Origin of the sequence: Ligilactobacillus salitolerans (assembly GCF_003864415.1) — a bacterium.
Taxonomy (GTDB): domain Bacteria; phylum Bacillota; class Bacilli; order Lactobacillales; family Lactobacillaceae; genus Ligilactobacillus; species Ligilactobacillus salitolerans.
In genome coordinates, this window is record NZ_BFFP01000021.1 from 25,135 (window position 1) to 42,923 (window position 17,789).

At 46.0% G+C, this 17,789-nt stretch carries 21 protein-coding genes; all 21 read right to left on the minus strand.

What is annotated here, in order from left to right; all coding sequences use genetic code 11:
* Positions 1–62: 62 nt before the first annotated feature.
* Positions 63–764: a flagellar hook-basal body complex protein gene (locus tag LFYK43_RS06890; protein WP_124976769.1), complete on the minus strand. Its 702-nt coding sequence runs from the start codon at positions 762–764 to the stop codon at positions 63–65.
* A complete protein-coding gene (locus LFYK43_RS06895) occupies positions 748–1,467 on the minus strand; it encodes a sigma-70 family RNA polymerase sigma factor (protein WP_124976771.1) in 720 nt (239 codons plus the stop codon). The genes LFYK43_RS06890 and LFYK43_RS06895 overlap by 17 nt, the downstream gene beginning before the upstream one ends.
* A 65-nt stretch (positions 1,468–1,532) precedes the next feature.
* A complete protein-coding gene (flhA, locus tag LFYK43_RS06900; RefSeq protein WP_124976773.1) occupies positions 1,533–3,608 on the minus strand; it encodes a flagellar biosynthesis protein FlhA in 2,076 nt (691 codons plus the stop codon).
* A gap of 48 nt (positions 3,609–3,656) precedes the next feature.
* Positions 3,657–4,721 (minus strand): EscU/YscU/HrcU family type III secretion system export apparatus switch protein, encoded by a 1,065-nt coding sequence (locus tag LFYK43_RS06905; protein WP_124976775.1) that lies wholly within the window; start codon positions 4,719–4,721, stop codon positions 3,657–3,659.
* Positions 4,722–4,747: 26 nt separating this feature from the next.
* A complete protein-coding gene (gene fliR / locus LFYK43_RS06910) occupies positions 4,748–5,506 on the minus strand; it encodes a flagellar biosynthetic protein FliR (protein ID WP_369692904.1) in 759 nt (252 codons plus the stop codon).
* A complete protein-coding gene (gene fliQ, locus LFYK43_RS06915) occupies positions 5,503–5,766 on the minus strand; it encodes a flagellar biosynthesis protein FliQ (RefSeq protein ID WP_124976779.1) in 264 nt (87 codons plus the stop codon). Before fliQ ends, fliR begins: the two co-directional genes overlap by 4 nt.
* 10 nt (positions 5,767–5,776) lie before the next feature.
* Positions 5,777–6,562, minus strand: a complete 786-nt coding sequence (gene fliP / locus LFYK43_RS06920) for a flagellar type III secretion system pore protein FliP (protein WP_174713974.1) — start codon at positions 6,560–6,562, stop codon at positions 5,777–5,779.
* Positions 6,562–6,915: a flagellar biosynthetic protein FliO gene (locus LFYK43_RS06925; RefSeq protein ID WP_124976781.1), complete on the minus strand. Its 354-nt coding sequence runs from the start codon at positions 6,913–6,915 to the stop codon at positions 6,562–6,564. Before LFYK43_RS06925 ends, fliP begins: the two co-directional genes overlap by 1 nt.
* 153 nt (positions 6,916–7,068) lie before the next feature.
* Entirely contained in the window at positions 7,069–7,575 is a 507-nt protein-coding gene (locus LFYK43_RS06930) for a flagellar basal body-associated FliL family protein (RefSeq protein WP_124976783.1), read from the minus strand.
* On the minus strand, positions 7,565–7,789 hold the full coding sequence (locus LFYK43_RS06935; RefSeq protein WP_124976785.1) for a flagellar FlbD family protein: 225 nt from the start codon (positions 7,787–7,789) through the stop codon (positions 7,565–7,567). Before LFYK43_RS06935 ends, LFYK43_RS06930 begins: the two co-directional genes overlap by 11 nt.
* 96 nt (positions 7,790–7,885) lie before the next feature.
* Positions 7,886–8,716: a flagellar hook-basal body complex protein gene (locus LFYK43_RS06940; RefSeq protein WP_124976787.1), complete on the minus strand. Its 831-nt coding sequence runs from the start codon at positions 8,714–8,716 to the stop codon at positions 7,886–7,888.
* Positions 8,717–8,805: 89 nt separating this feature from the next.
* The gene (locus LFYK43_RS06945) at positions 8,806–9,267 is read right to left on the minus strand and encodes a flagellar hook capping FlgD N-terminal domain-containing protein (RefSeq protein ID WP_124976789.1); all 462 of its coding nucleotides are present in this window, start codon (positions 9,265–9,267) and stop codon (positions 8,806–8,808) included.
* Positions 9,268–9,444: 177 nt separating this feature from the next.
* Entirely contained in the window at positions 9,445–10,998 is a 1,554-nt protein-coding gene (locus tag LFYK43_RS06950; RefSeq protein ID WP_124976791.1) for a flagellar hook-length control protein FliK, read from the minus strand.
* A gap of 35 nt (positions 10,999–11,033) precedes the next feature.
* Positions 11,034–11,462 carry a flagellar export protein FliJ gene (gene fliJ / locus LFYK43_RS06955; protein ID WP_124976793.1) on the minus strand — a complete coding sequence of 143 codons (429 nt, stop codon included), beginning with the start codon at positions 11,460–11,462 and terminating at the stop codon, positions 11,034–11,036.
* 9 nt (positions 11,463–11,471) lie between these two features.
* Positions 11,472–12,833 (minus strand): flagellar protein export ATPase FliI, encoded by a 1,362-nt coding sequence (fliI, locus tag LFYK43_RS06960; RefSeq protein ID WP_124976795.1) that lies wholly within the window; start codon positions 12,831–12,833, stop codon positions 11,472–11,474.
* 9 nt (positions 12,834–12,842) lie between these two features.
* Entirely contained in the window at positions 12,843–13,562 is a 720-nt protein-coding gene (locus tag LFYK43_RS06965; protein WP_124976797.1) for a FliH/SctL family protein, read from the minus strand.
* The gene (fliG, locus tag LFYK43_RS06970; protein WP_124976799.1) at positions 13,549–14,550 is read right to left on the minus strand and encodes a flagellar motor switch protein FliG; all 1,002 of its coding nucleotides are present in this window, start codon (positions 14,548–14,550) and stop codon (positions 13,549–13,551) included. Before fliG ends, LFYK43_RS06965 begins: the two co-directional genes overlap by 14 nt.
* 16 nt (positions 14,551–14,566) lie before the next feature.
* Positions 14,567–16,132 (minus strand): flagellar basal-body MS-ring/collar protein FliF, encoded by a 1,566-nt coding sequence (gene fliF, locus LFYK43_RS06975; protein ID WP_124976800.1) that lies wholly within the window; start codon positions 16,130–16,132, stop codon positions 14,567–14,569.
* A gap of 21 nt (positions 16,133–16,153) precedes the next feature.
* A complete protein-coding gene (gene fliE, locus LFYK43_RS06980) occupies positions 16,154–16,474 on the minus strand; it encodes a flagellar hook-basal body complex protein FliE (RefSeq protein ID WP_124976802.1) in 321 nt (106 codons plus the stop codon).
* Between the two features lie 10 nt (positions 16,475–16,484).
* Positions 16,485–16,925, minus strand: coding sequence for a flagellar basal body rod protein FlgC (gene flgC, locus LFYK43_RS06985; RefSeq protein WP_124976804.1), 441 nt, complete (start codon positions 16,923–16,925; stop codon positions 16,485–16,487).
* A gap of 38 nt (positions 16,926–16,963) precedes the next feature.
* Positions 16,964–17,338 (minus strand): flagellar basal body rod protein FlgB, encoded by a 375-nt coding sequence (gene flgB / locus LFYK43_RS06990; protein ID WP_124976806.1) that lies wholly within the window; start codon positions 17,336–17,338, stop codon positions 16,964–16,966.
* Positions 17,339–17,789 lie beyond the last annotated feature (451 nt).

Below are 17,789 nucleotides of genomic sequence, written 5' to 3' on the forward strand. Positions count from 1 at the left end.
AAGGGCTCCTCTTTCTTAAAAAAATAGACTGCTTAATATGTATGTCTAAGCCAATATTTAGCTTAGATCCGTCCCAATTGGTTGACAGCTTTATCTAAGGTCGAGTTAGTCGAATTGAGGACCTTTTGCTGGGCTTGGAACTGCCGGTTAGTTTGCATCAATTCAACCATCTGATCTGAAGCAGAAACATTAGAATTCTCCAGCATCCCGGAACGCACGATTGCATTACTTGCTTGTGTCCCCTGTCCGGTGTAAAAAGTTCCGCCGAGGTTTTGCAGCTGGGTATTGGCTGGAAAACTGACTAACATGAAAGCTGGGGTCCCTTGGCCCAGTCTGACAGGCCCGGCGTTTTGACCAAGGACTTGGAACCCTTCTTGGGTAACAAGTTGGCCGTTGCCATCAACCGAAAAATGCCCGTTGCGCGTATATGCAGTTTGCCCGTTGCCTAAGCGCACTGCAAAGTAACCATCACCTTGCAAGGCAAAATCGGTCGGCAGACCAGTTGGGTTCAATGCACCCTTGGTCGTGTCGATCGCGCTGCCATCGATCTGATTCCCCCAGGTAAATCCACCAACTTCATGCCGTGTCTCATTCTTGATGCCAGCCTGATTATTATGTAGTTGAACCTCATCCATGGTTGCTTCAAACAAATTTTTTTGCAGGTAACCTGGTGTTTCAACGTTGGCAATGTTGCTGCTTAAGTTTTCCTGTTGTGCCTGCAAAACATTAAAACTGTGTCTTAAAGTATCAATTCCTCGAATCATCTTGTGCCTCCATATATCCGCGCAGTTTAGCGATCACACGCCCATGGATCTGTGAAACGCGCGCGATCGAAACATCTAAAACTAAACCGATCTCTTTTAACGTTAATTCTTGTTCATAATACAAACTCAAAACCAATTGTTCCCGCTCCGTCAACTTGCTGATTGCTGCCGTTAGTTCGGTGACTGTTTCTTGCTTGAGTAAAGCACTCTCAGCGTCACCGCCAGTCTTTTTGTCCCGCAAGATATCCTGAGTTGACATTGATTGCTCAGAAGAAAATAAAACGTCTTCTAGTGAGATACTTGCCATATAATGCAAACTGTCATAGATATCATTCAATTTCTTCTGGTTGATCCCCAGTTTCTGACAAATTTCATCATCTGTCGCTTCACGTTTGAGCTGCTGCTCTAATTCCTGCTTGGCGGCGTAATAATGATTTAAATTGTCGAATTTGTAGCGCGACAAACGCCCATGACTGCGGATCTCATCGATGACTGTTCCCCGGATCCGAACGTATGCATAACTTTCGAATGGGACCTTTTTGCGCGGATCATATTTCTTTAAAGCATCCATCAGCCCGATCACACCTGTGTTGAAGAGGTCTTCATACTCATAGTCGGAGCTTTTCACGGTGATACGAGCGACAACTTTTTCAACAAGCGGCAAATACTTCAGAACTTGTTTTTCCATATCTAACTCATACATCGAAAACTCTCCTCTCTTGGGTTGCGGTTATTTGGCAAGCATTAGTTCTCCAAAAATTTAATTTTTTACAGCTGCAATTGGCCTTGCGCCTCGATCGCCACTTCATTCGGGATCTCATTTAAGGACAAGATCGCCAAATCAGGGAAGTTAAAGGCTAAAAGCTTCCGGAAAGCTGGCCTGGTCTGCGGGTTGGTCAATAAGACAAACGATAGATTTGCGACCAGCATCTGTTGCTGCAAGGCGGTCACTGCGTCAAAGAGCTGGTTGACAGTAGACGGCTGTAGGACTGGATATGAACCTGTTGCCGTCTTCTTGATGCTTTGTGCGACCATCTCTTCGACCTTGGGATGCACGGTCACCACGTAGATTTTATTATCTTCATCGACATACTTGTGGGCGATCGTCCGTTTCAAAGCCTGGCGGACATATTCTGTTAAGGTCTCTGTATCCTTGGTCACTGTCCCGTAATCGGCCAGCGTTTCCAAGATTGTTGCCAAGTCGTTGATCGGCACCTTTTCTTCCAGTAAGTTCTGTAAAACTTTTTCAACTTCGCCTAAACGCAAGATATCTGGGATCAGTTCGTCGATCACGACGTTGCTTTGCTGCTTGATCCCTTCCAACAGTTGTTTGACCTCTTGTCGTCCGAGTAATTCCGGAGCATGCGCGTAGATAATTTCTTTCAAATGAGTTGCGATCACGGTTAACGGCTCGATCACTGTGAACCCTTGCAGATCAGCCGCTTCTTTATCCCGTTCATCGATCCAGAGTGCGTCTAGATGAAAGGCTGGTTCCACAGCTTTGATCCCATCAAAGGGCAGCTCTTCTCCAGTCGGACTGAAGATCAGATATTTATCAGGATAGACATCGCCGTTTGCGACCTCGTTGCCCTTGATCTTGATCGAATAGTTGTTGGGATCCAAATAGAGGTTATCGCGGATCCGGACTGGACTGACTAAGATCCCAAGTTCGTGGGCCGTTTGCTTACGCAAGGCCACGATCCGACTCATCAAGCTGTTGTCAATTGAACTGTCAACCAAAGGGATCAAGGAATAGCCAATTTCGATCGCCAACGTTTCCACTTGAAAATCAGCCACGTCTTCGTCTTCTTGTTCGTCTTTTTTCTTCTGCAAAGCCAGCGTTTGCTTACGTTTCTTTTCGGCTTTGGCCTTCTTGATATCTTGTTGCTTAACGGCATAGCTTGCACCTAGCAAGCCCAACCCGATCAGCTCAAATGGCAAGATCGGAAAACCAGGCACCAGCCCTAAGATCATCAAGATCACGGCAACAATGCGGAAGATCTGCGGATTACGGACCGCATCGTTGGCGATATCCTTCCCAAAAGTACTATGATTATCCGAGCGGGTAACGATAATACCAGATGCAATCGAGATCAACAGTGAAGGGATCGAACTTACTAGTCCATCCCCGATAGACAACTTACCGAATTGAGACAAAGCTTCCATCATGGTCAGGTCGCCTTTAGCGGAAAAGATGATCGTTCCACCGATCAAATTGACCAGGACGATCACGATCCCTGCGATCGCGTCACCTTTAACGAACTTGCTGGCCCCATCCATCGAACCATAAAAATCGGCCTCGCGTTGCAGGTCTTCACGCCGTTGCCGCGCCTGCGTTTCGTCGATCAGACCAGAATTTAAGTCGGAGTCGATCGCCATTTGTTTGCCAGGCATCGCATCTAAAGTGAAACGCGCGGAAACTTCAGCCACACGTCCAGAACCATTAGTCACAACAACCAATTGCACGATGATAATGATCACGAACAAAATGATCCCCACAATGTAATTTTTGCCCGCTACAACATCGGCGAAAGCGGCGATCACATGTCCCCCGTTACCTTGCGATAAGATCGCACGAGTTGAAGACATATTGAGTCCCAGCTTAAACATCGTCGTCAGCAAGAGCAGAGTCGGAAAAGTAGTAAATTCCAACACCGATTGGGTAAACATCGTGATCAGCAAGACATTCATCGCGATCGCGATATTCAAGGCAATCAAAAAGTCCAAGACTGGTAGCGGCAAAGGAATAATAATGAGGCCAATAATGCTGACAACCAGGATCGAGATCACCAGATCAGCTGGTTGAATGACCTTTTTCTTTGCGGCTTTTTTCTTGTTGTGCATCGGTTTTTACTCTCTCCTATCACATGTAAATCTCTTTATTTGCGAAACTTAAATTTTACCCTTAGCTTCCTGATCCAAACGGTAGACCAAAGCGATCAAGTTAGCGACCGGCTCAAAGAATTCCTCTGGAATAAAATCGCCCGCTTCAAGCTTCGGGTAAATTGCTCGCGCCAACGGTTTGTTTTCGATAATTGGGACATTTTGTTTCTTAGCTTCAGCCTTCATCTTTTGTGCAACTTCATCGGCTCCCTTGGCCAAGAGTTGCGGGACTGGGGTTTCTTCTTTGTCATACTTGATAGCCAAAGCCAAATGAGTCGGATTGGCCAAAACAACGGTGGCATCTTTGACTTGCGCGATCGAATTGCGGACCATCGCCTGGTATTGGGCCTTGCGTTTAGCCTTGACCTGCGGGTCGCCTTCCATTTGTTTCATTTCTTCTTTAATTTCCTGTTTGCTCATCTTGAGCTTCTTAGTCCGACTAAAGTTCTGGTAAGTCAAGTCCACTAAACCTAAGATCAGTAAGACAAGTGCGATCTGAACTCCGAGTTCCTTACAGAAATTCAGGATAAAAAACAAAATTTTCGCAGCTCCGACCGAACTGGCATTTAAAATATCTCGCAGCGACGAAACATATTTGCGGTAACACAGAAAGGCGATCAGAATAAATTTTGCCGTCGTTTTGGCTAAGTTGATCACGGCATCCAGACTAAACATCCGTTTCAGACCGCTCAAAGGGTTTAATCGTTTAAAATCCGGTTTCAAGGGCTTGGTCGTAAAAAGAAAGCCGATCTGGACGAAATTTCCCAAATAACTGATCAGGTAGCCAACAATCAAAAACGGTGCAGCAGCGATCACGATCATCAAGACCGCCTGCAAGCCGACTTTCGGCAAATCGGTGTACATGTGCTCGTAGTTGCCCATCTGCTCAAGAAAACCCGTCAAGTATGGCAGAAAATGACCCAAGCTAAACTGCCAGGCCGGCACGAAGATCAGCGCAAAAACCAACAGAGCCAAAGCCGCTGTCAAATCAGGGCTGCGTGCCACATTTCCCTTTTTACGCGCATCCTTGCGCCGTTTGGCGGTCGGTTTTTCCGTTTTGCCGTCTTTATCCATGAAACGAACCTATCCTTTAACTTTTTTCACCCTAATGACCGTAAAAATTCCACCAAAAATTCATAAGACTGCGGCATGACTTTGCCTAAGAGACTGATCACATTTGGCAGCAGCAATAAGAAGATCACCAAGCCAACTGTTGCTTTTAACGATAAACTCAACATTAAGACGTTGAGCTGCGGGACCGAGCGGGATAAAACACCCAAGACGATATCGATCACCATCACGGCAATGATCAAGGGCGCCGCGATATTAAAGGCCATCTCTAAAGTCTGGCCGGTCAGCTGGACGACTCCTTTGACCGTTGCGGCAGTCAAGTTAGCAGTTCCCAAGGGAACCATTGTAAAAGACTTCATCACCGCCCGAAATAATTGCAGGTGCAAGTTTAAAATGAAGAACACTGCAATGGCTAGCCAGTAGTAAAGCTTGCCATACTGGGAAGAAGAAACTTCCATGGTCCGGTCAAACGCTTGTCCCATTGAAAAGCCGTTCTGAAAGTCGATCAACGAACCAGCCATGATCACTGCCTGAAAGACCAGCTGGCTGATATAGCCCATGGCTAACCCCAATAAAACCTCTTTGACCACAGCCAAGGCAAAGAGTGCCATGGTCAGCTCATGTGCTTTTCCCGCTAGCGGAACTGCGGCGACCGTTAAACTGCCGCCGACTACCAGCTTAGCCATATTGGGAAAACCTTTTTGCGAAAAAACCGGTGCAGTCGCAACGAAAGAAAAAAGCCGGCAGCCGACCAGACAGATCAATTCTACTTCTGCCAACTCATTCACATCCCCGAGATCAAACGAAAGATATAGCGCGTGAACTCACCTAAGACATTGATCATAAAGTTGCCCGCTAAAATCAAGGTCGCAAAGATCGCCACGAGTTTAGGCACAAAACTTAAGGTCTGTTCTTGGATCTGAGTCGTAGCTTGGAAGATACTGACGATCAGCCCAACAACCATCGCGACTACAACGATTGGTCCCGAAACGACCAAGATCCTGATGATGGCCTCACGCATCACAGTCAAAACTAATGAAACTGACATGGAGCTCCTCCTAACTAAAGCTATGGACTAACGACTCGACTAACAAGTACCAGCCGTCGACCATGACAAACAGTAATAGCTTGAACGGCAACGAGATCATGACCGGTGACAGCATGATCATCCCCATCGCCATTAGCACACTGGAAACCACCATGTCGATAATTAAGAATGGAATGAAGATCAAAAAGCCAATACTAAATGCCGTCCGCAGTTCAGAGATGATAAAGGCTGGTGTAAGCGTGGTGAGCGGAACTTCCTTGACGTTTTTATAACTATGCTTATCCTCAGAAACATCCAAGAAGAGTTTAATATCTTTTTTCCGGGTTTCCTTGCCCATAAATTCTTTTAAGCGTACTTCCGAACGGTTAAATGCCTGTTTTTCGGTAATTTCATGCTGGTTATAAGGCTTGATCGCATCCTGATAGATATCCGTATAGACTGGTTTCATCGTGAACAGGGTCAAAAATAAAGCTAAGCCAAGCAGGACTTGGTTCGGTGGATTTTGTTGGGTCCCCAAAGCACTCCTGGTAAAGGACAAAACCATAATGATCCGTGTAAAAGAAGTCATCATCACTAATAACAAAGGGACAACTGAAAGGATCGTCATCATCACGAAGACATTCACGATTTGAGATGAGCTGCCCGTCTGACCGCCACTGATCAGATCAGTCACGCCCTGAGTGATGTCGTTGATCCCTGCCGCATTTGTTTGCAGCGGCAAAAGCCAACCAGCAGTAGCTGCTAGTCCGAACAACCAAACTTGCAGCTGCTGTTTGCGCCTTTTTTTCTTGCCCATCACTTTTTCTCCCTCTTCTTCAAGCGCTCAGTTCTTCTAATCAGAACATTCGCAAACTTTTTTTCGTCCATGTCTGACTTTAACTTAGGTTCAAGCAACTGCTCGGCTTCGGTTGCGGATAACTCAGTCAAAATACTGCTGCCAGCCTCCGCTAGGCTCATTAAATAGTAGCGGTCAACGACCTGGACGATTCCGAGAGCCGAAGTTTTAGTAACCGGGATCTTCTTTAAGACCTGCAGTTTGTTATCTTGCGGGACCGTGTACTTTTGTAAAAATTTTAAGAATAGGTTGATCAAAATGATCACGACGACTAGACCGACTGCCATTTTGACCAAAGATAACGTTAACTGCATGAAACTACTCCTTTTGGTTGGTCTTTTGTTAAAATTCCATCCGATTACTTATCTTTCGGTTGGTCTTTTGCTTAAAAGCCAACCAATTGCTGCTCTTTTGGCTGGTCTTTTGCTTAAAGACCAACCAATTCCCTGTGCTAAATTTGATAAATCTTATTGAATAACGAAATCTGTGACATAGACTTCTTGAACTACCGAATGACCATAATCCTTGTTAAGTGCATCTTTAACTTGCGTCTTGATCTGATCAATACTTCCATCATCCTTGAGCAGATCAGCTGCTTTTTTGGGCTTTAAAACGCGAATCATGCTATCGCGGATCAACGGCATGTGCTTCTTGATATCCTTGGCATCATCGCCATCTGGTACCAGCAAGGATACCTTGATCCGCAGATACTGCGGATCACTGTTCCCGTCATTCGCTAAGTTGACTACGAATTTATCGACGCTGACCAGACGCTGCTTGCTGGAAATCGCTGTTGTTTTAGCTTCAGTTTCATTCCCAGCCGTATTATCATCCTTGCTAAAATACTTGCCAGTCAGCATAGTCCCTGCAGCACTGGCAGCAAAAGCCAACACCACGACCAAGACGATGATCAAGCCCCACTTCACGCCGCCTTTTTTGTTTTCTGTGTTTTCTCTTTCAGCCTTATTCTTCATTTCTCTCGTTGTCCCTTTCCAAAAGTTCTCGACCAGAAAAAATTTTCTGCCGGTAAGCAATGATCAAAGCAATCACGGCAGTCGCAGTTTCCAAAACGACTAAAGTTTTGCTATCCGTTAGTGTGATCACTGTATCTGGAGTCTCGTCGATCCGATAAATCAAATCGGGATTTAGATAAAACTGTTTGCCTTTTAATGAAGTTAATCCGATCATCAGCTTGTCCCCCTCATGCAAATTTTTTCAGATTTTCAGAGCTCTTTCACTCAAACGCTGCTCTTAATATTTGCAACGCCTGCTTATTTTCTATTTTTAACGTTTCAAATTAACCAACTCTTGCAGCATTTCGTCAGAGGTTGAAATGCTTCGCGCATTAGCTTGGTATGCCCGGCTCGTGACGATCATATCTGAGAATTCTTGCGCCAAATCAACGTTCGAATCTTCCAGTGTTCCGGCTAACAGCGTATTGGTCCCATCATCTCCTGGGACAACTGCAACTTCTTGCCCGGAATCAGCCGCAGCTTCATAAGTGGAGTTACCGATCTTGCTTAAGCCAGCAGCATTGACGAAGGTTGCTAGTTGAACTTGACCGACGACTTGATCTTCTGTCCCATAACGAGCTTTAACTGTTCCATCAGGTCCGATCGAAACTCGACCTTGGACAAGTGCCTGTCCATTCATGGTTGCGGGGACCTGCAGGGGAGCGATGTTCGTTCCATCAGCTGGGATCCCCATCAAACGCAAGCCGTCAGAGTTAGTCAAATAGTTTTGCGAATCAAGTTTCAAAGCACCATTGCGAGAGTAAACATGTGCGTTGCTTGCATCCCGTTGAAAAATCAAGTAGCCGTTCCCATTGATGTATAAATCAAGGGCACGGCCAGTTGTATTCTGGATCCCTTGGGAAGTATCCGTGTCGATCGCACCGACTTGCACGCCAAGTCCCACTTGTTTGCCATCGATCCCGCCGACATCAGCCCGAGGATCAGCTGCATTGCCAGTTGTTTGACTCAAAATATCGGAAAAGTTCGCGCGACTGGATTTGAAGCCGATCGTATTCGCATTAGCGATATTGTTGGAAATAACATCGAGCCGCGTTTGCTGACTCTTCATACCAGAAACACCAGAATATAATGAACGTAACATTTTAATTTCCTCCTAAACGATGATCCGACTCGCTGCAGTCCCTAGCAGCAAGCGTAGTCAAAGCAATAACAATAAATTTGAAAACATTCTTAATTTTCAGCTGGTTCGCTGACATCCTTAATAGCTCCCAGTGAATACTGGGTCCCGTCAACAGTGATCATGGCGCTGCCGCCGGCAAAACTGACTTGATTGACTAGGCCGTGATGTTCGGCATTGGTTTCGTCAAGCACGGTCACTTCTTTACCCATCAGATTAAAAGCTTGCTGCTGTTGAGTGAGTAATAATGAAGTATTGAGCGTGCTGGACATATCATTTAACTGCTGTAAGGTGGCAAATTGGGCCATTTGTGAGACATAGTCCGTCCCGCTACTGCTGCTGTCGCCGCCTTCGCCTGTCAATGACGGGTTAGACATGGAAGCGGCTAAGATCTTCAAAAAATCGTCCATATCCAGACCCATAGTTTTTTTAGTAGAACTAGAATTAGCAGCGCTGCTAGCAGAGGAAGCACTGCCAAGGGTACTGGCGGTCAAACTACTGATATCGGTATTCATAGGATCCTTCCTTTTTGTAGAGAGTGGAGAGAAACGGGAGCAAGTGAGCATGATCGGACCCGAACACCGTCTTGCGCTTTTTTCAAGGTGGTGTTGGAGTTGGATCAGCACAACTTGCTGTTTCTCGGAACTCGTTTTAGATAGAGATTTTGTACAAAAATTACATATACTTCCGCGCTAGACTAGCAAACTGATCGTACTGTGGTTATCTTGCTCTTCTTTTGTAATAGGTTCCTCGCTGACGATCCGCGCAGTCGGCCGCCGATTTTGCGAATAGCGGCGCTGTTCTTGTCCTTGCTGGAACAACTCGCGCTGAGCAGTTCCTTGCTCGCCTAAAGTCCCCAACGATTGACTGGCAGTCATCTTGCCGGCAGCTTGGATCATACTTTGATCAGTGCCTTTAGGCTCCGCCTGTAATTGCGTCAAGATCTGGTCTAGCTTGCGAGTCACACCTTCCAGCATATCCTTGACGGCATCATTTTGGACTTCGAATTGCAACTGGGCCGAATGTTGGTTGGTTTTGACCACGATTTTCATCTCACCGAGATTAGCCGGCTGTAATTTAAAGACTAATTGCTGATTTTGCGGCTGACCAGCAGCTATGCCCTGCTTAACAACTGGTGAAAGGATGCTTTCCAGCTTCTGGGCAGCTTGAGTTGTCACAGTTTCACTAGCCGCAGAGTTGGCAGTTGTGATCAAAGTCTCAAAACTGCTAGCTTTGCTGCTCTGCTGGCTGCTGAGTGTCCCTGGCTGAATTTGACTCAGATCCAAAGTTCCAACGGCTGCTGCTGTTTGCGTGAACGTGTTGGTTGGGACCGCCTGCACCTTGACTTGAGTCGCAACTTCAAGCTGCGGTTTTGGTGCTGGCATGCTATCAGTTGCCATCTCGTCCAGGCTGGGCGTTACTTTGGTTGCGCTAGCCTGTATGGCTGTTGGTTCAACCGCCTGCTCTGCGGTTGTATTAGTCGTTTCTCTTGGAGAAGCCTGCTGCAACTGCGGACCTGGACGAATTGTGGCTGCTTGTCCCTCAGGTACCTGCGCTTGAGTATCTTCTGTAGTCGTTGTTGAGCCTGCTGCCTGCGGCAAAACTTGTTTGTCAGCTGTTAGCGGCATCTCATTTGTATGTACTGGCTCAATTGGCTGAGATGATTCCACAGTTGCAGTTAGCTGACTAGCTTTTGGGGAAGTGATTGCCCCTTTTGTCTCAGCTTGAGGAACCGTTGCTCCGTTAGCTGACACCGGTTGGCTTGTCACTTCTTGCAAATCAACTGGTGCAGTTTCCTGCGCCAAAGGATCAAGTTGAACAGGCAGCGTCTGCTCATTCATCCCGCTAGGAACTGCTGCAACTGAATGGGTTTCAGTTGTCGGAGCTGGTGCAGGTTGGTGTGCCAATTGCGGTTCACCTGCTGCTTGCGGTAAGTCTGTCCGGCCAACAACGAAGTCTATTCCTGCCGTTGGTGTTTGTATTTGCTCAGCTTGCTGCTCGTTTTGCGGGTTTTGCTCAGCGGCAACTTCTTGGGCCTGCTCCGGTTGGCCTTGGTCTACTGCTTGATCAGATGTGGTTGTTTCATCTCCAGGAGCTTGCCCTTGTTGTTTCTCCGGTTGAGCAGTTTGTGTCTGTCCCTGTAACAGCAACGACTGAAACTTATCCTGCTGCTTACTGGAAGGCAAAGCAGCTTTTGTTTGTGCCTGTGCCTGTACTGGTTCCGAGACCTGAACTACTTTTTGCATGATGTGTATCCCCCCTTACACTTTCACAATAGTGATCAGTTGACGCCAAGCAGCTGTTTTGGCCGGTGAAAATCATCCAGCTGTTTTTGCTGATCAACTGCTAGTTCTTTTTTGAAAGCTGTTAATTGTTTCGCTTTTAAGCGTTCCAAAACTTTGCGCTGCTTTTGGGCTTCAATCAACTGTGCCCGAACTTCTTCTTTTTGGCTGCCTAATTCTAGCAGCTGTTGGCGGCATAACATGATCTGTTCATTTAAAGCCATGAGATAACGCCGGGTGACCTGCATTCGTCCCAGTGATCGTTGCGGTGTTTCCATCATGGCATTCTTTTCTTGCACGACTTCATCCAATAAACTGCTCTGCTGATTTTCAGCAGCAACAATTTGTGCAAATTGCGCTTTGACCTGATCTTCGACTTGCATTCTGTACTCTAGGACTTTTTGCAAAGAGAAAGTAAAATTTTCCATCTTGACCAACTATCCTTCGTTATTTGTAAAACCTTCGTTTAAAGAACCAGTGACACTAAACAACTGTGCGAGCTTTTCTTTGGTGTCTGCCAGACTGGAGAACTCCTCGACTGGCTGACACAAGAAATCATCGATCGGCTGGTGGAGCTGGATCGCATGATCGATCACTGGATTCGTACCGTTTTTATAGGCTCCGATGTCGATCAAGTCTTTTGAATCCTGGTAGGTTTTCAAGTTTTCCCGCAGCTCACTGGCATATTGGTTATGCTCATCAGAAACCAGCGATTTCATCAAACGACTGACACTGGGCTGAACATCGATTGCCGGATAATGATTTTGCGCGGCAATATTTCTGGAAAGGATGATATGTCCGTCCAAGATCCCCCGGACAGCATCCGCAATCGGCTCGTTCATGTCATCGCCTTCGACCAGGACAGTGTAAAAGGCTGTGATCGAACCCTTATCAGACATCCCGCTGCGCTCCAGCAATTTTGGCAGCTCAGCGAAAACTGACGGCGTATAACCGCGAGTTGTCGGCGGTTCACCGGTTGACAACCCAATTTCACGCTGGGCCATCGCAAAGCGCGTGACAGAATCCATCATGAGGACCACTTTTTTACCTTGGTCGCGGAAATACTCCGCGATGGCAGTTGCTGTGTATGCACCTTTCAAACGCACCAGCGGCGGCATATCCGAAGTAGCACAGACCACGATCGACTTAGCGTAACCATCTCCCAGGTCTTTTTCGATGAATTCCTTGACCTCGCGCCCCCGTTCGCCGATCAGACCGATCACGATTACATCTGCCACACAGTATCTAGCAATCATTCCCAGCAGGGTACTTTTACCGACCCCGCTGCCCGCGAAGATCCCGACCCGCTGACCTTCACCAACTGTCAGCAAGCCGTCGATGGCCCGGATCCCCGTTTCCAGCACCTGCTCGATCGGTTGCCGTTTGAAAGGATCAGGTGATTCTTGCATCGCTGGATATGAGTCTTGCTCAGTTGTTTCAAGTTGTTGACCGCTCAGTAAGCGGCCTAGTCCGTCGAATGTATGACCAAGCATTGCTTCACTAACGTTGACTTGCAAAGTCTCACCGGTTGCCTTGACTAGACAGCCTGGGGCGATCCCCTCCAATTCATCGAGCGGCATCAAGAGAACTGTTTGCTTGACGAAGCCAACAACTTCGGTCATCGTCTTCTTTTCAGTCCCTTTGATATAAACCTCACAGACCTCACCGACAAAGGCTTGCAAACCTTCGACTTTGATCACCAGCCCCACAACTTCACTGACTTTACCGTAGTGTTGATAAAATTTGTGCTGGGCGGCTTGCTGTAAATATTCATCAAATGCAAGCTTAAACTCTGTCATTTCATAACCTCACAATTGCTCAAGAAAATCATGCAGCTCTTGCTCAAAGTCGATCTCAACGACCGCTTCGTTAGACTCTATCTTCAGCTGCAAGGCTTCTAAATGATCATCATCGAAGATAACATAGCGCAGATCAGGGACTTCTTGCTTGATTCGCTCCATTTTAGAAACAAGCGGGTCATGGTAATTGGAATTAGCCCAGATCATCAAGACCTCATCCGGCTTTTCAAATTCAAACAAAAGCGGACTTAAGAGCTGGGTGATCTTGGCGGGGTCCAATTCCAATTGCGTTTTAAGCAAAACTTCTGCCAAACCAACCGCAAATTTCTGAAAATCAGCCTGTTTTTGTTCTTTGTATGTTTGAACTTCTTCAAGCGCCTGCTCAACGTTTTTTTGGGCTTGTTCCACCAAAACTGCGATCTTGGCGTTGCCTTCATTAAAGGCCTGTTCGAAGCCAGCCTTTTTTCCTTCAGCAAGCCCAGTCCGATAAGCCTTTTTTTTCAAGTCGGCCGCTTCTTTTTTTGCCTCGGCGAGCATCGCTGCCTTCATCTTCTTTAGTTCTTGCTGGTACGCAACAGTTTTTTGGGCTAATTCACGGTCTAAGGCTACAAGTTCAGGAGCAGTTTCAGTTTTAGGGGCCCGGTTGATAAAATCACTAGTTTTTAAGGTGATTTTTTTTGCGACCAATGGTCCTTGCTGCTGCTTTAACACATTACTAGACAACTGCATCCTGCTCCCCTCTGCCCAGGTAGATCTCGCCCTTCTCGTCTAACTGGCGAATAACTGCCACGATTTTTTGCTGTGCTTCTTCGACAGCTGATAATCTTGTCGGCCCCATGAATTCCAGGTCTTCTTTGATATTTTCGACCGCCCGTGAGGACAAGTTGGCAAAAATGAAGTCCTTGATATTCTCGTCGGAGCCTTTCAGGGCCAGCTCCAAGACATCGTTTGGTACGTCGCGCAAGACCTTCTGAACATCCAGGCGCTGCAAGCTGACCAGGTCTTCGAAGGTGAAGAGGTTGGCTTGGATCTCGCTGGCCAACTCTGGTTGTCTGCTCTCCAAGCCTGCCAGGATCGTTTTTTCGGTGCTGCGTCCACTCGAATTCAGAATATCGACCAAGGCTCCCACACCACCGATATTTTCGCGTTCGCCATCCACGATGTTGGAGAACTTCTGCTCCATAACTTTTTCGATCCGGTGGATAGTTGCCGGGGATGTCGTCGAGATCGTAGCGATCCGTTCCGCCACATCTGTTTGCCGTTCATTAGAAAACTGGGATAAAACACTGGCCGCTTTATCCGATTGCATATAGCACAAAATCAAGGCCGCCGTTTGCGGATGTTCTTCGCTCAGCAGGTTAACTAACTGCTGTTCATCCGCGCGTCGAGCGATATTAAAGGGCTGTTCGCGCAACTGGATGGTATTCAAAACATCCAAAACTTCCTTAGCCCGCTGCTGGCCCAAAGATTGGATCAGCAGATCCTTAGCGTAGTCTAGCCCACCGTCCAATACATACTGTCTGGCAGTTGCCGTATCGACAAATTCATCAATGACAGCATCTTTTTCTGCGGGAGTCACATATTCGGTATTTGCAATTTCATAACTGACCTGTTGGATCATTGATTCAGGTAATAGTTTCATGACCTTTGAGGATGTTTCAGACCCCAGAGAGATCATTAAAATCGCGGCCTTTTTTACTCCACTCATTTGAGCCATCGTTGGTCTCTCCTTTCTAGTGATCTTTCATCCAAGCCTTCAACATTTCAGCAGTAACTGCTGGATTGTCTTTAGCATAGTCTTGAGCTTGTCGATCCTTATTGTGGCGTTCTTTAGCCTCTGGCTTTTCCCGTAATTTTTCTACTGGCATTTCCGGTTCTTCAGGTGCAGGCTGCAGTTCTTGGCTTGCCTGACTAGCTTGGTCAGTGACATCAACTGGATAGTCATCGTCATAATATTCCTCATCTTCACGGTCACGACGCGTCTTTCTGATGATCAAGAAAGCAGCTAAGGAAATGATTGCGATCACAGCGATCGGCAAGGCGATATACCACCAAGGGACCCCGGCTTTTTGAGTTTTAACATGCTTAACTTTTGGTGTCGGGTTTTCGATCGCCAAAGCCTGAACTGTGACCTTGTCGCCCCGATCCTTGTTATACCCAATTGCAGAACGCACAATGCTCTTAATTTGGGCTTGCTGATCACCAGCTACATCACCCTTTAGTACGACTGAAGTCGTTAATCGTCTCACTGCCCCTGGTGCTGAAACTTGTTTGACAACATCAGTATCCAATTCATTATTCACAGTCCGACTGTAAGAAGCACCATCATCATTATTGGAACCAGTCACGTTTGAGACATTATCATCGGTCTCACCAGTCTGAGCTTGTTCAACATCTGCTTGCTTGCCGTTAGCCTGCACGTTTTCCGAGCGGATATTCGGGTTGGTGTACTTCGTCGTCTTGCGTTCGATCGCATCAAAATTCAAATCCGCATTGACTGCAACACTAACTGCATTTTCACCGGAAATCGGTTTTAAGACTTTGGTGATTTTTTGTTCCAGCTGCTTTTCATACTGCTTTTGCAGCTGCATATACTTGCTATTGGCGCCGGTCAAATCATCGCTCTCATTTTTTCCGTCCGCCAACACGTTGCCGTTGCTGTCGACCACTTTGACATTGTCAGTCGTCAGCCCTTTAACCGAACCCGTTGTCAGGGCAACGATCCCTTGGACCGCTGAATTAGAGATCGAAGTCCCGTTTAAGGTCAGCGCCACCGACGCCTTGGCCTTTTTAGCACTCGAATCGTCGCTAAAAACATCGTCGTCTGGCATCGTCAGCATGACTTTAGCCTTCTTGACCGCATTCAACGATTCGATCGAACGTTCCAGTTCACCGGTTGTTGCCCGCTGATACATGATCTTACGGTCTTCATCAGTCGTCATCATGCTCGTATCATCGAACAATTCGTATCCTTGCGTACTGTCCGGCAGCTTGTTATCGACCGCCATGTCGATCCGGTACTGGTCAACCTTCGTCTTATCGACAAGGATCGTTTTCCCGTCATCTTTTAGCTTATATTTGATATCTTGTTCTTCTAAATCTTGCGTGATCGTTCCGGCATCAGCATCGCTTAAATTAGAAAACAAGACAGCATAGTCGACGCGGGTGTTTAAGTAATATGTGATCCCGCCAGCAGCCACCAGACTAATGATCCCGGCCACAAGCGCGACTTTAACGACTCGACTGGCATTTGTCCACTTATCTTTTAAATTTTCAAAAAAATCTCTTACCTTATTCACTCTGCAGCCTCCAATACACGACTAAAACTGCATGTTCTTGAGATCGTTATAAGCCTCTAAAGCCTTATTGCGAACTTGAACTGCAGTTTGAAGTGTAATTTGGCTCTCGGTCATATTGACCATGACTTGGCCGAGATCATTTTGTTTGCCACTGATCATGTCAGCTGTTGACTGATCCATGACTTTCATGCTGGAATTTAAACCCGACATCGCTTTATCTAGGTATGTACTAAAGGAAGCCCCTGCCTTGCTTGTTTCTTTGCTTGAGTCAGTTAAACCAGTTACCTTACGCAACTGGTCAGCATAATTATTTAAACCTGTAATCCCACTAATTTGTGCCATTTTCTTCTCCCTAATTTGCCGAAATCTCTAACGCCTTGCTTAAGATCTGCTTGTTGACCTGGCTGGAAGCTACGTTAGCTTCATAGGTCCGTTGCGACTGAATCAAGTCGACCATTTCATCTGCCAAATTCACGTTTGGCAAATGAACATAGCCATTTTGATCAGCATCCGGATCATTTGGTGCATAATTCAACTTTTCAGTCTGATCCTGTGCGATCCCCGTTACCCTGACACCAGAACTGCGCCGCTGGCCAGCTTGCATTAAATCATCACCGGCACTTTCAACTTGCCGCAGGTTTTCTGCAAATTGAACTGATTTACGGCGATACGGTCCGCCTGCAGGTGTTCTAGTGGTATTGACATTTGCAATATTTGTTGCAGTTGTATCCATTTTCAGCCTTTCTAAGGCTAGTCCGCTGGCATTGATCTGCAACCCATTAAAGATACTCATAGCTATTTGCCCCCATATTTATGTCTTGACCCAAGTAACTAGTGATTAATGACGTAACTCATCATTTGATAACGGCCCTTGAGTTGTGAAGTTAACGCGCTGTAATATAAGCCGTTTTGTGCTTGATTGAGCATTTCAACGTCCAAATCGACGTTGTTGCCATTTTCTTTGACTGTCGTATTAGAACGTGAAGTCTCTTGCGGGGTAATACCCCCGCCAGCCTGCATGTGGCGAGCAGACGTCGTTGTTAAATGCGTTTGTTGGTCTAAGGCATTGTCCAATAAACTTTCAAACTCGATCCGTTTGGCCTTGTAGTTTGGTGTATTGACGTTGGCAATATTGTTAGCATTAAGTTGTGCGCGTTGCGCCGAGACATTCAAAGCTTCTTTCAACAAACCATATGTATTTTCCAATTTAAACTGCACCTTCTCTTAGTTAACATTTGAAAAATGCCTGGTATTTCAGCCGTTTTATATAATTTTACTAATATATTACATATTAATATAAAAAATTATAAGCAACACGGCATTTATATTCTTACAAATGTATTTATATTTTAGACGGAAATGAAAAAACATTCAAGTGAAAAAATAAATTTTTGAAAAATATTTTCCATATTCATGTAAATGAATATAAAATCAAACGAATACCCCTGTTTTTGGGTTCTATAATATCTGGTACTGATAGAGAAATTTTACTATCTGTACCAGTTTTTTTGTTTTTTGTATTATTATAAAAAAAGAGACAAGGCCACTACACCTTGTCTCCCCAAATCCAATTCGTCTAAATGACGAAAATAGAAAGAAGTTTTGTTCATGGATAATTGTACACTTGATCGTCTTGGGATTAAAGACCCACGCTTAA

Excerpts from the sequence above, each read along its gene's own strand:
- LFYK43_RS06895 (WP_124976771.1), bottom strand. The coding sequence starts at position 1,467 with ATGTATGAGTTAGATATGGAAAAACAAGTTCTGAAGTATTTGCCGCTT.
- LFYK43_RS06945 (WP_124976789.1), bottom strand. The coding sequence starts at position 9,267 with ATGAATACCGATATCAGTAGTTTGACCGCCAGTACCCTTGGCAGTGCT.
- fliG (WP_124976799.1), bottom strand. The coding sequence starts at position 14,550 with ATGGCTCAAATGAGTGGAGTAAAAAAGGCCGCGATTTTAATGATCTCT.
- LFYK43_RS06930 (WP_124976783.1), bottom strand. The coding sequence starts at position 7,575 with ATGAAGAATAAGGCTGAAAGAGAAAACACAGAAAACAAAAAAGGCGGC.
- LFYK43_RS06925 (WP_124976781.1), bottom strand. The coding sequence starts at position 6,915 with ATGCAGTTAACGTTATCTTTGGTCAAAATGGCAGTCGGTCTAGTCGTC.
- LFYK43_RS06905 (WP_124976775.1), bottom strand. The coding sequence starts at position 4,721 with ATGGATAAAGACGGCAAAACGGAAAAACCGACCGCCAAACGGCGCAAG.
- LFYK43_RS06890 (WP_124976769.1), bottom strand. The coding sequence starts at position 764 with ATGATTCGAGGAATTGATACTTTAAGACACAGTTTTAATGTTTTGCAG.
- LFYK43_RS06965 (WP_124976797.1), bottom strand. The coding sequence starts at position 13,562 with ATGCAGTTGTCTAGTAATGTGTTAAAGCAGCAGCAAGGACCATTGGTC.
- fliJ (WP_124976793.1), bottom strand. The coding sequence starts at position 11,462 with ATGGAAAATTTTACTTTCTCTTTGCAAAAAGTCCTAGAGTACAGAATG.
- LFYK43_RS06950 (WP_124976791.1), bottom strand. The coding sequence starts at position 10,998 with ATGCAAAAAGTAGTTCAGGTCTCGGAACCAGTACAGGCACAGGCACAA.
- flhA (WP_124976773.1), bottom strand. The coding sequence starts at position 3,608 with ATGCACAACAAGAAAAAAGCCGCAAAGAAAAAGGTCATTCAACCAGCT.
- LFYK43_RS06940 (WP_124976787.1), bottom strand. The coding sequence starts at position 8,716 with ATGTTACGTTCATTATATTCTGGTGTTTCTGGTATGAAGAGTCAGCAA.
- fliE (WP_124976802.1), bottom strand. The coding sequence starts at position 16,474 with ATGGCACAAATTAGTGGGATTACAGGTTTAAATAATTATGCTGACCAG.
- LFYK43_RS06935 (WP_124976785.1), bottom strand. The coding sequence starts at position 7,789 with ATGATCGGATTAACTTCATTAAAAGGCAAACAGTTTTATCTAAATCCC.
- fliI (WP_124976795.1), bottom strand. The coding sequence starts at position 12,833 with ATGACAGAGTTTAAGCTTGCATTTGATGAATATTTACAGCAAGCCGCC.
- fliP (WP_174713974.1), bottom strand. The coding sequence starts at position 6,562 with ATGGGCAAGAAAAAAAGGCGCAAACAGCAGCTGCAAGTTTGGTTGTTC.
- fliQ (WP_124976779.1), bottom strand. The coding sequence starts at position 5,766 with ATGTCAGTTTCATTAGTTTTGACTGTGATGCGTGAGGCCATCATCAGG.
- flgC (WP_124976804.1), bottom strand. The coding sequence starts at position 16,925 with ATGAGTATCTTTAATGGGTTGCAGATCAATGCCAGCGGACTAGCCTTA.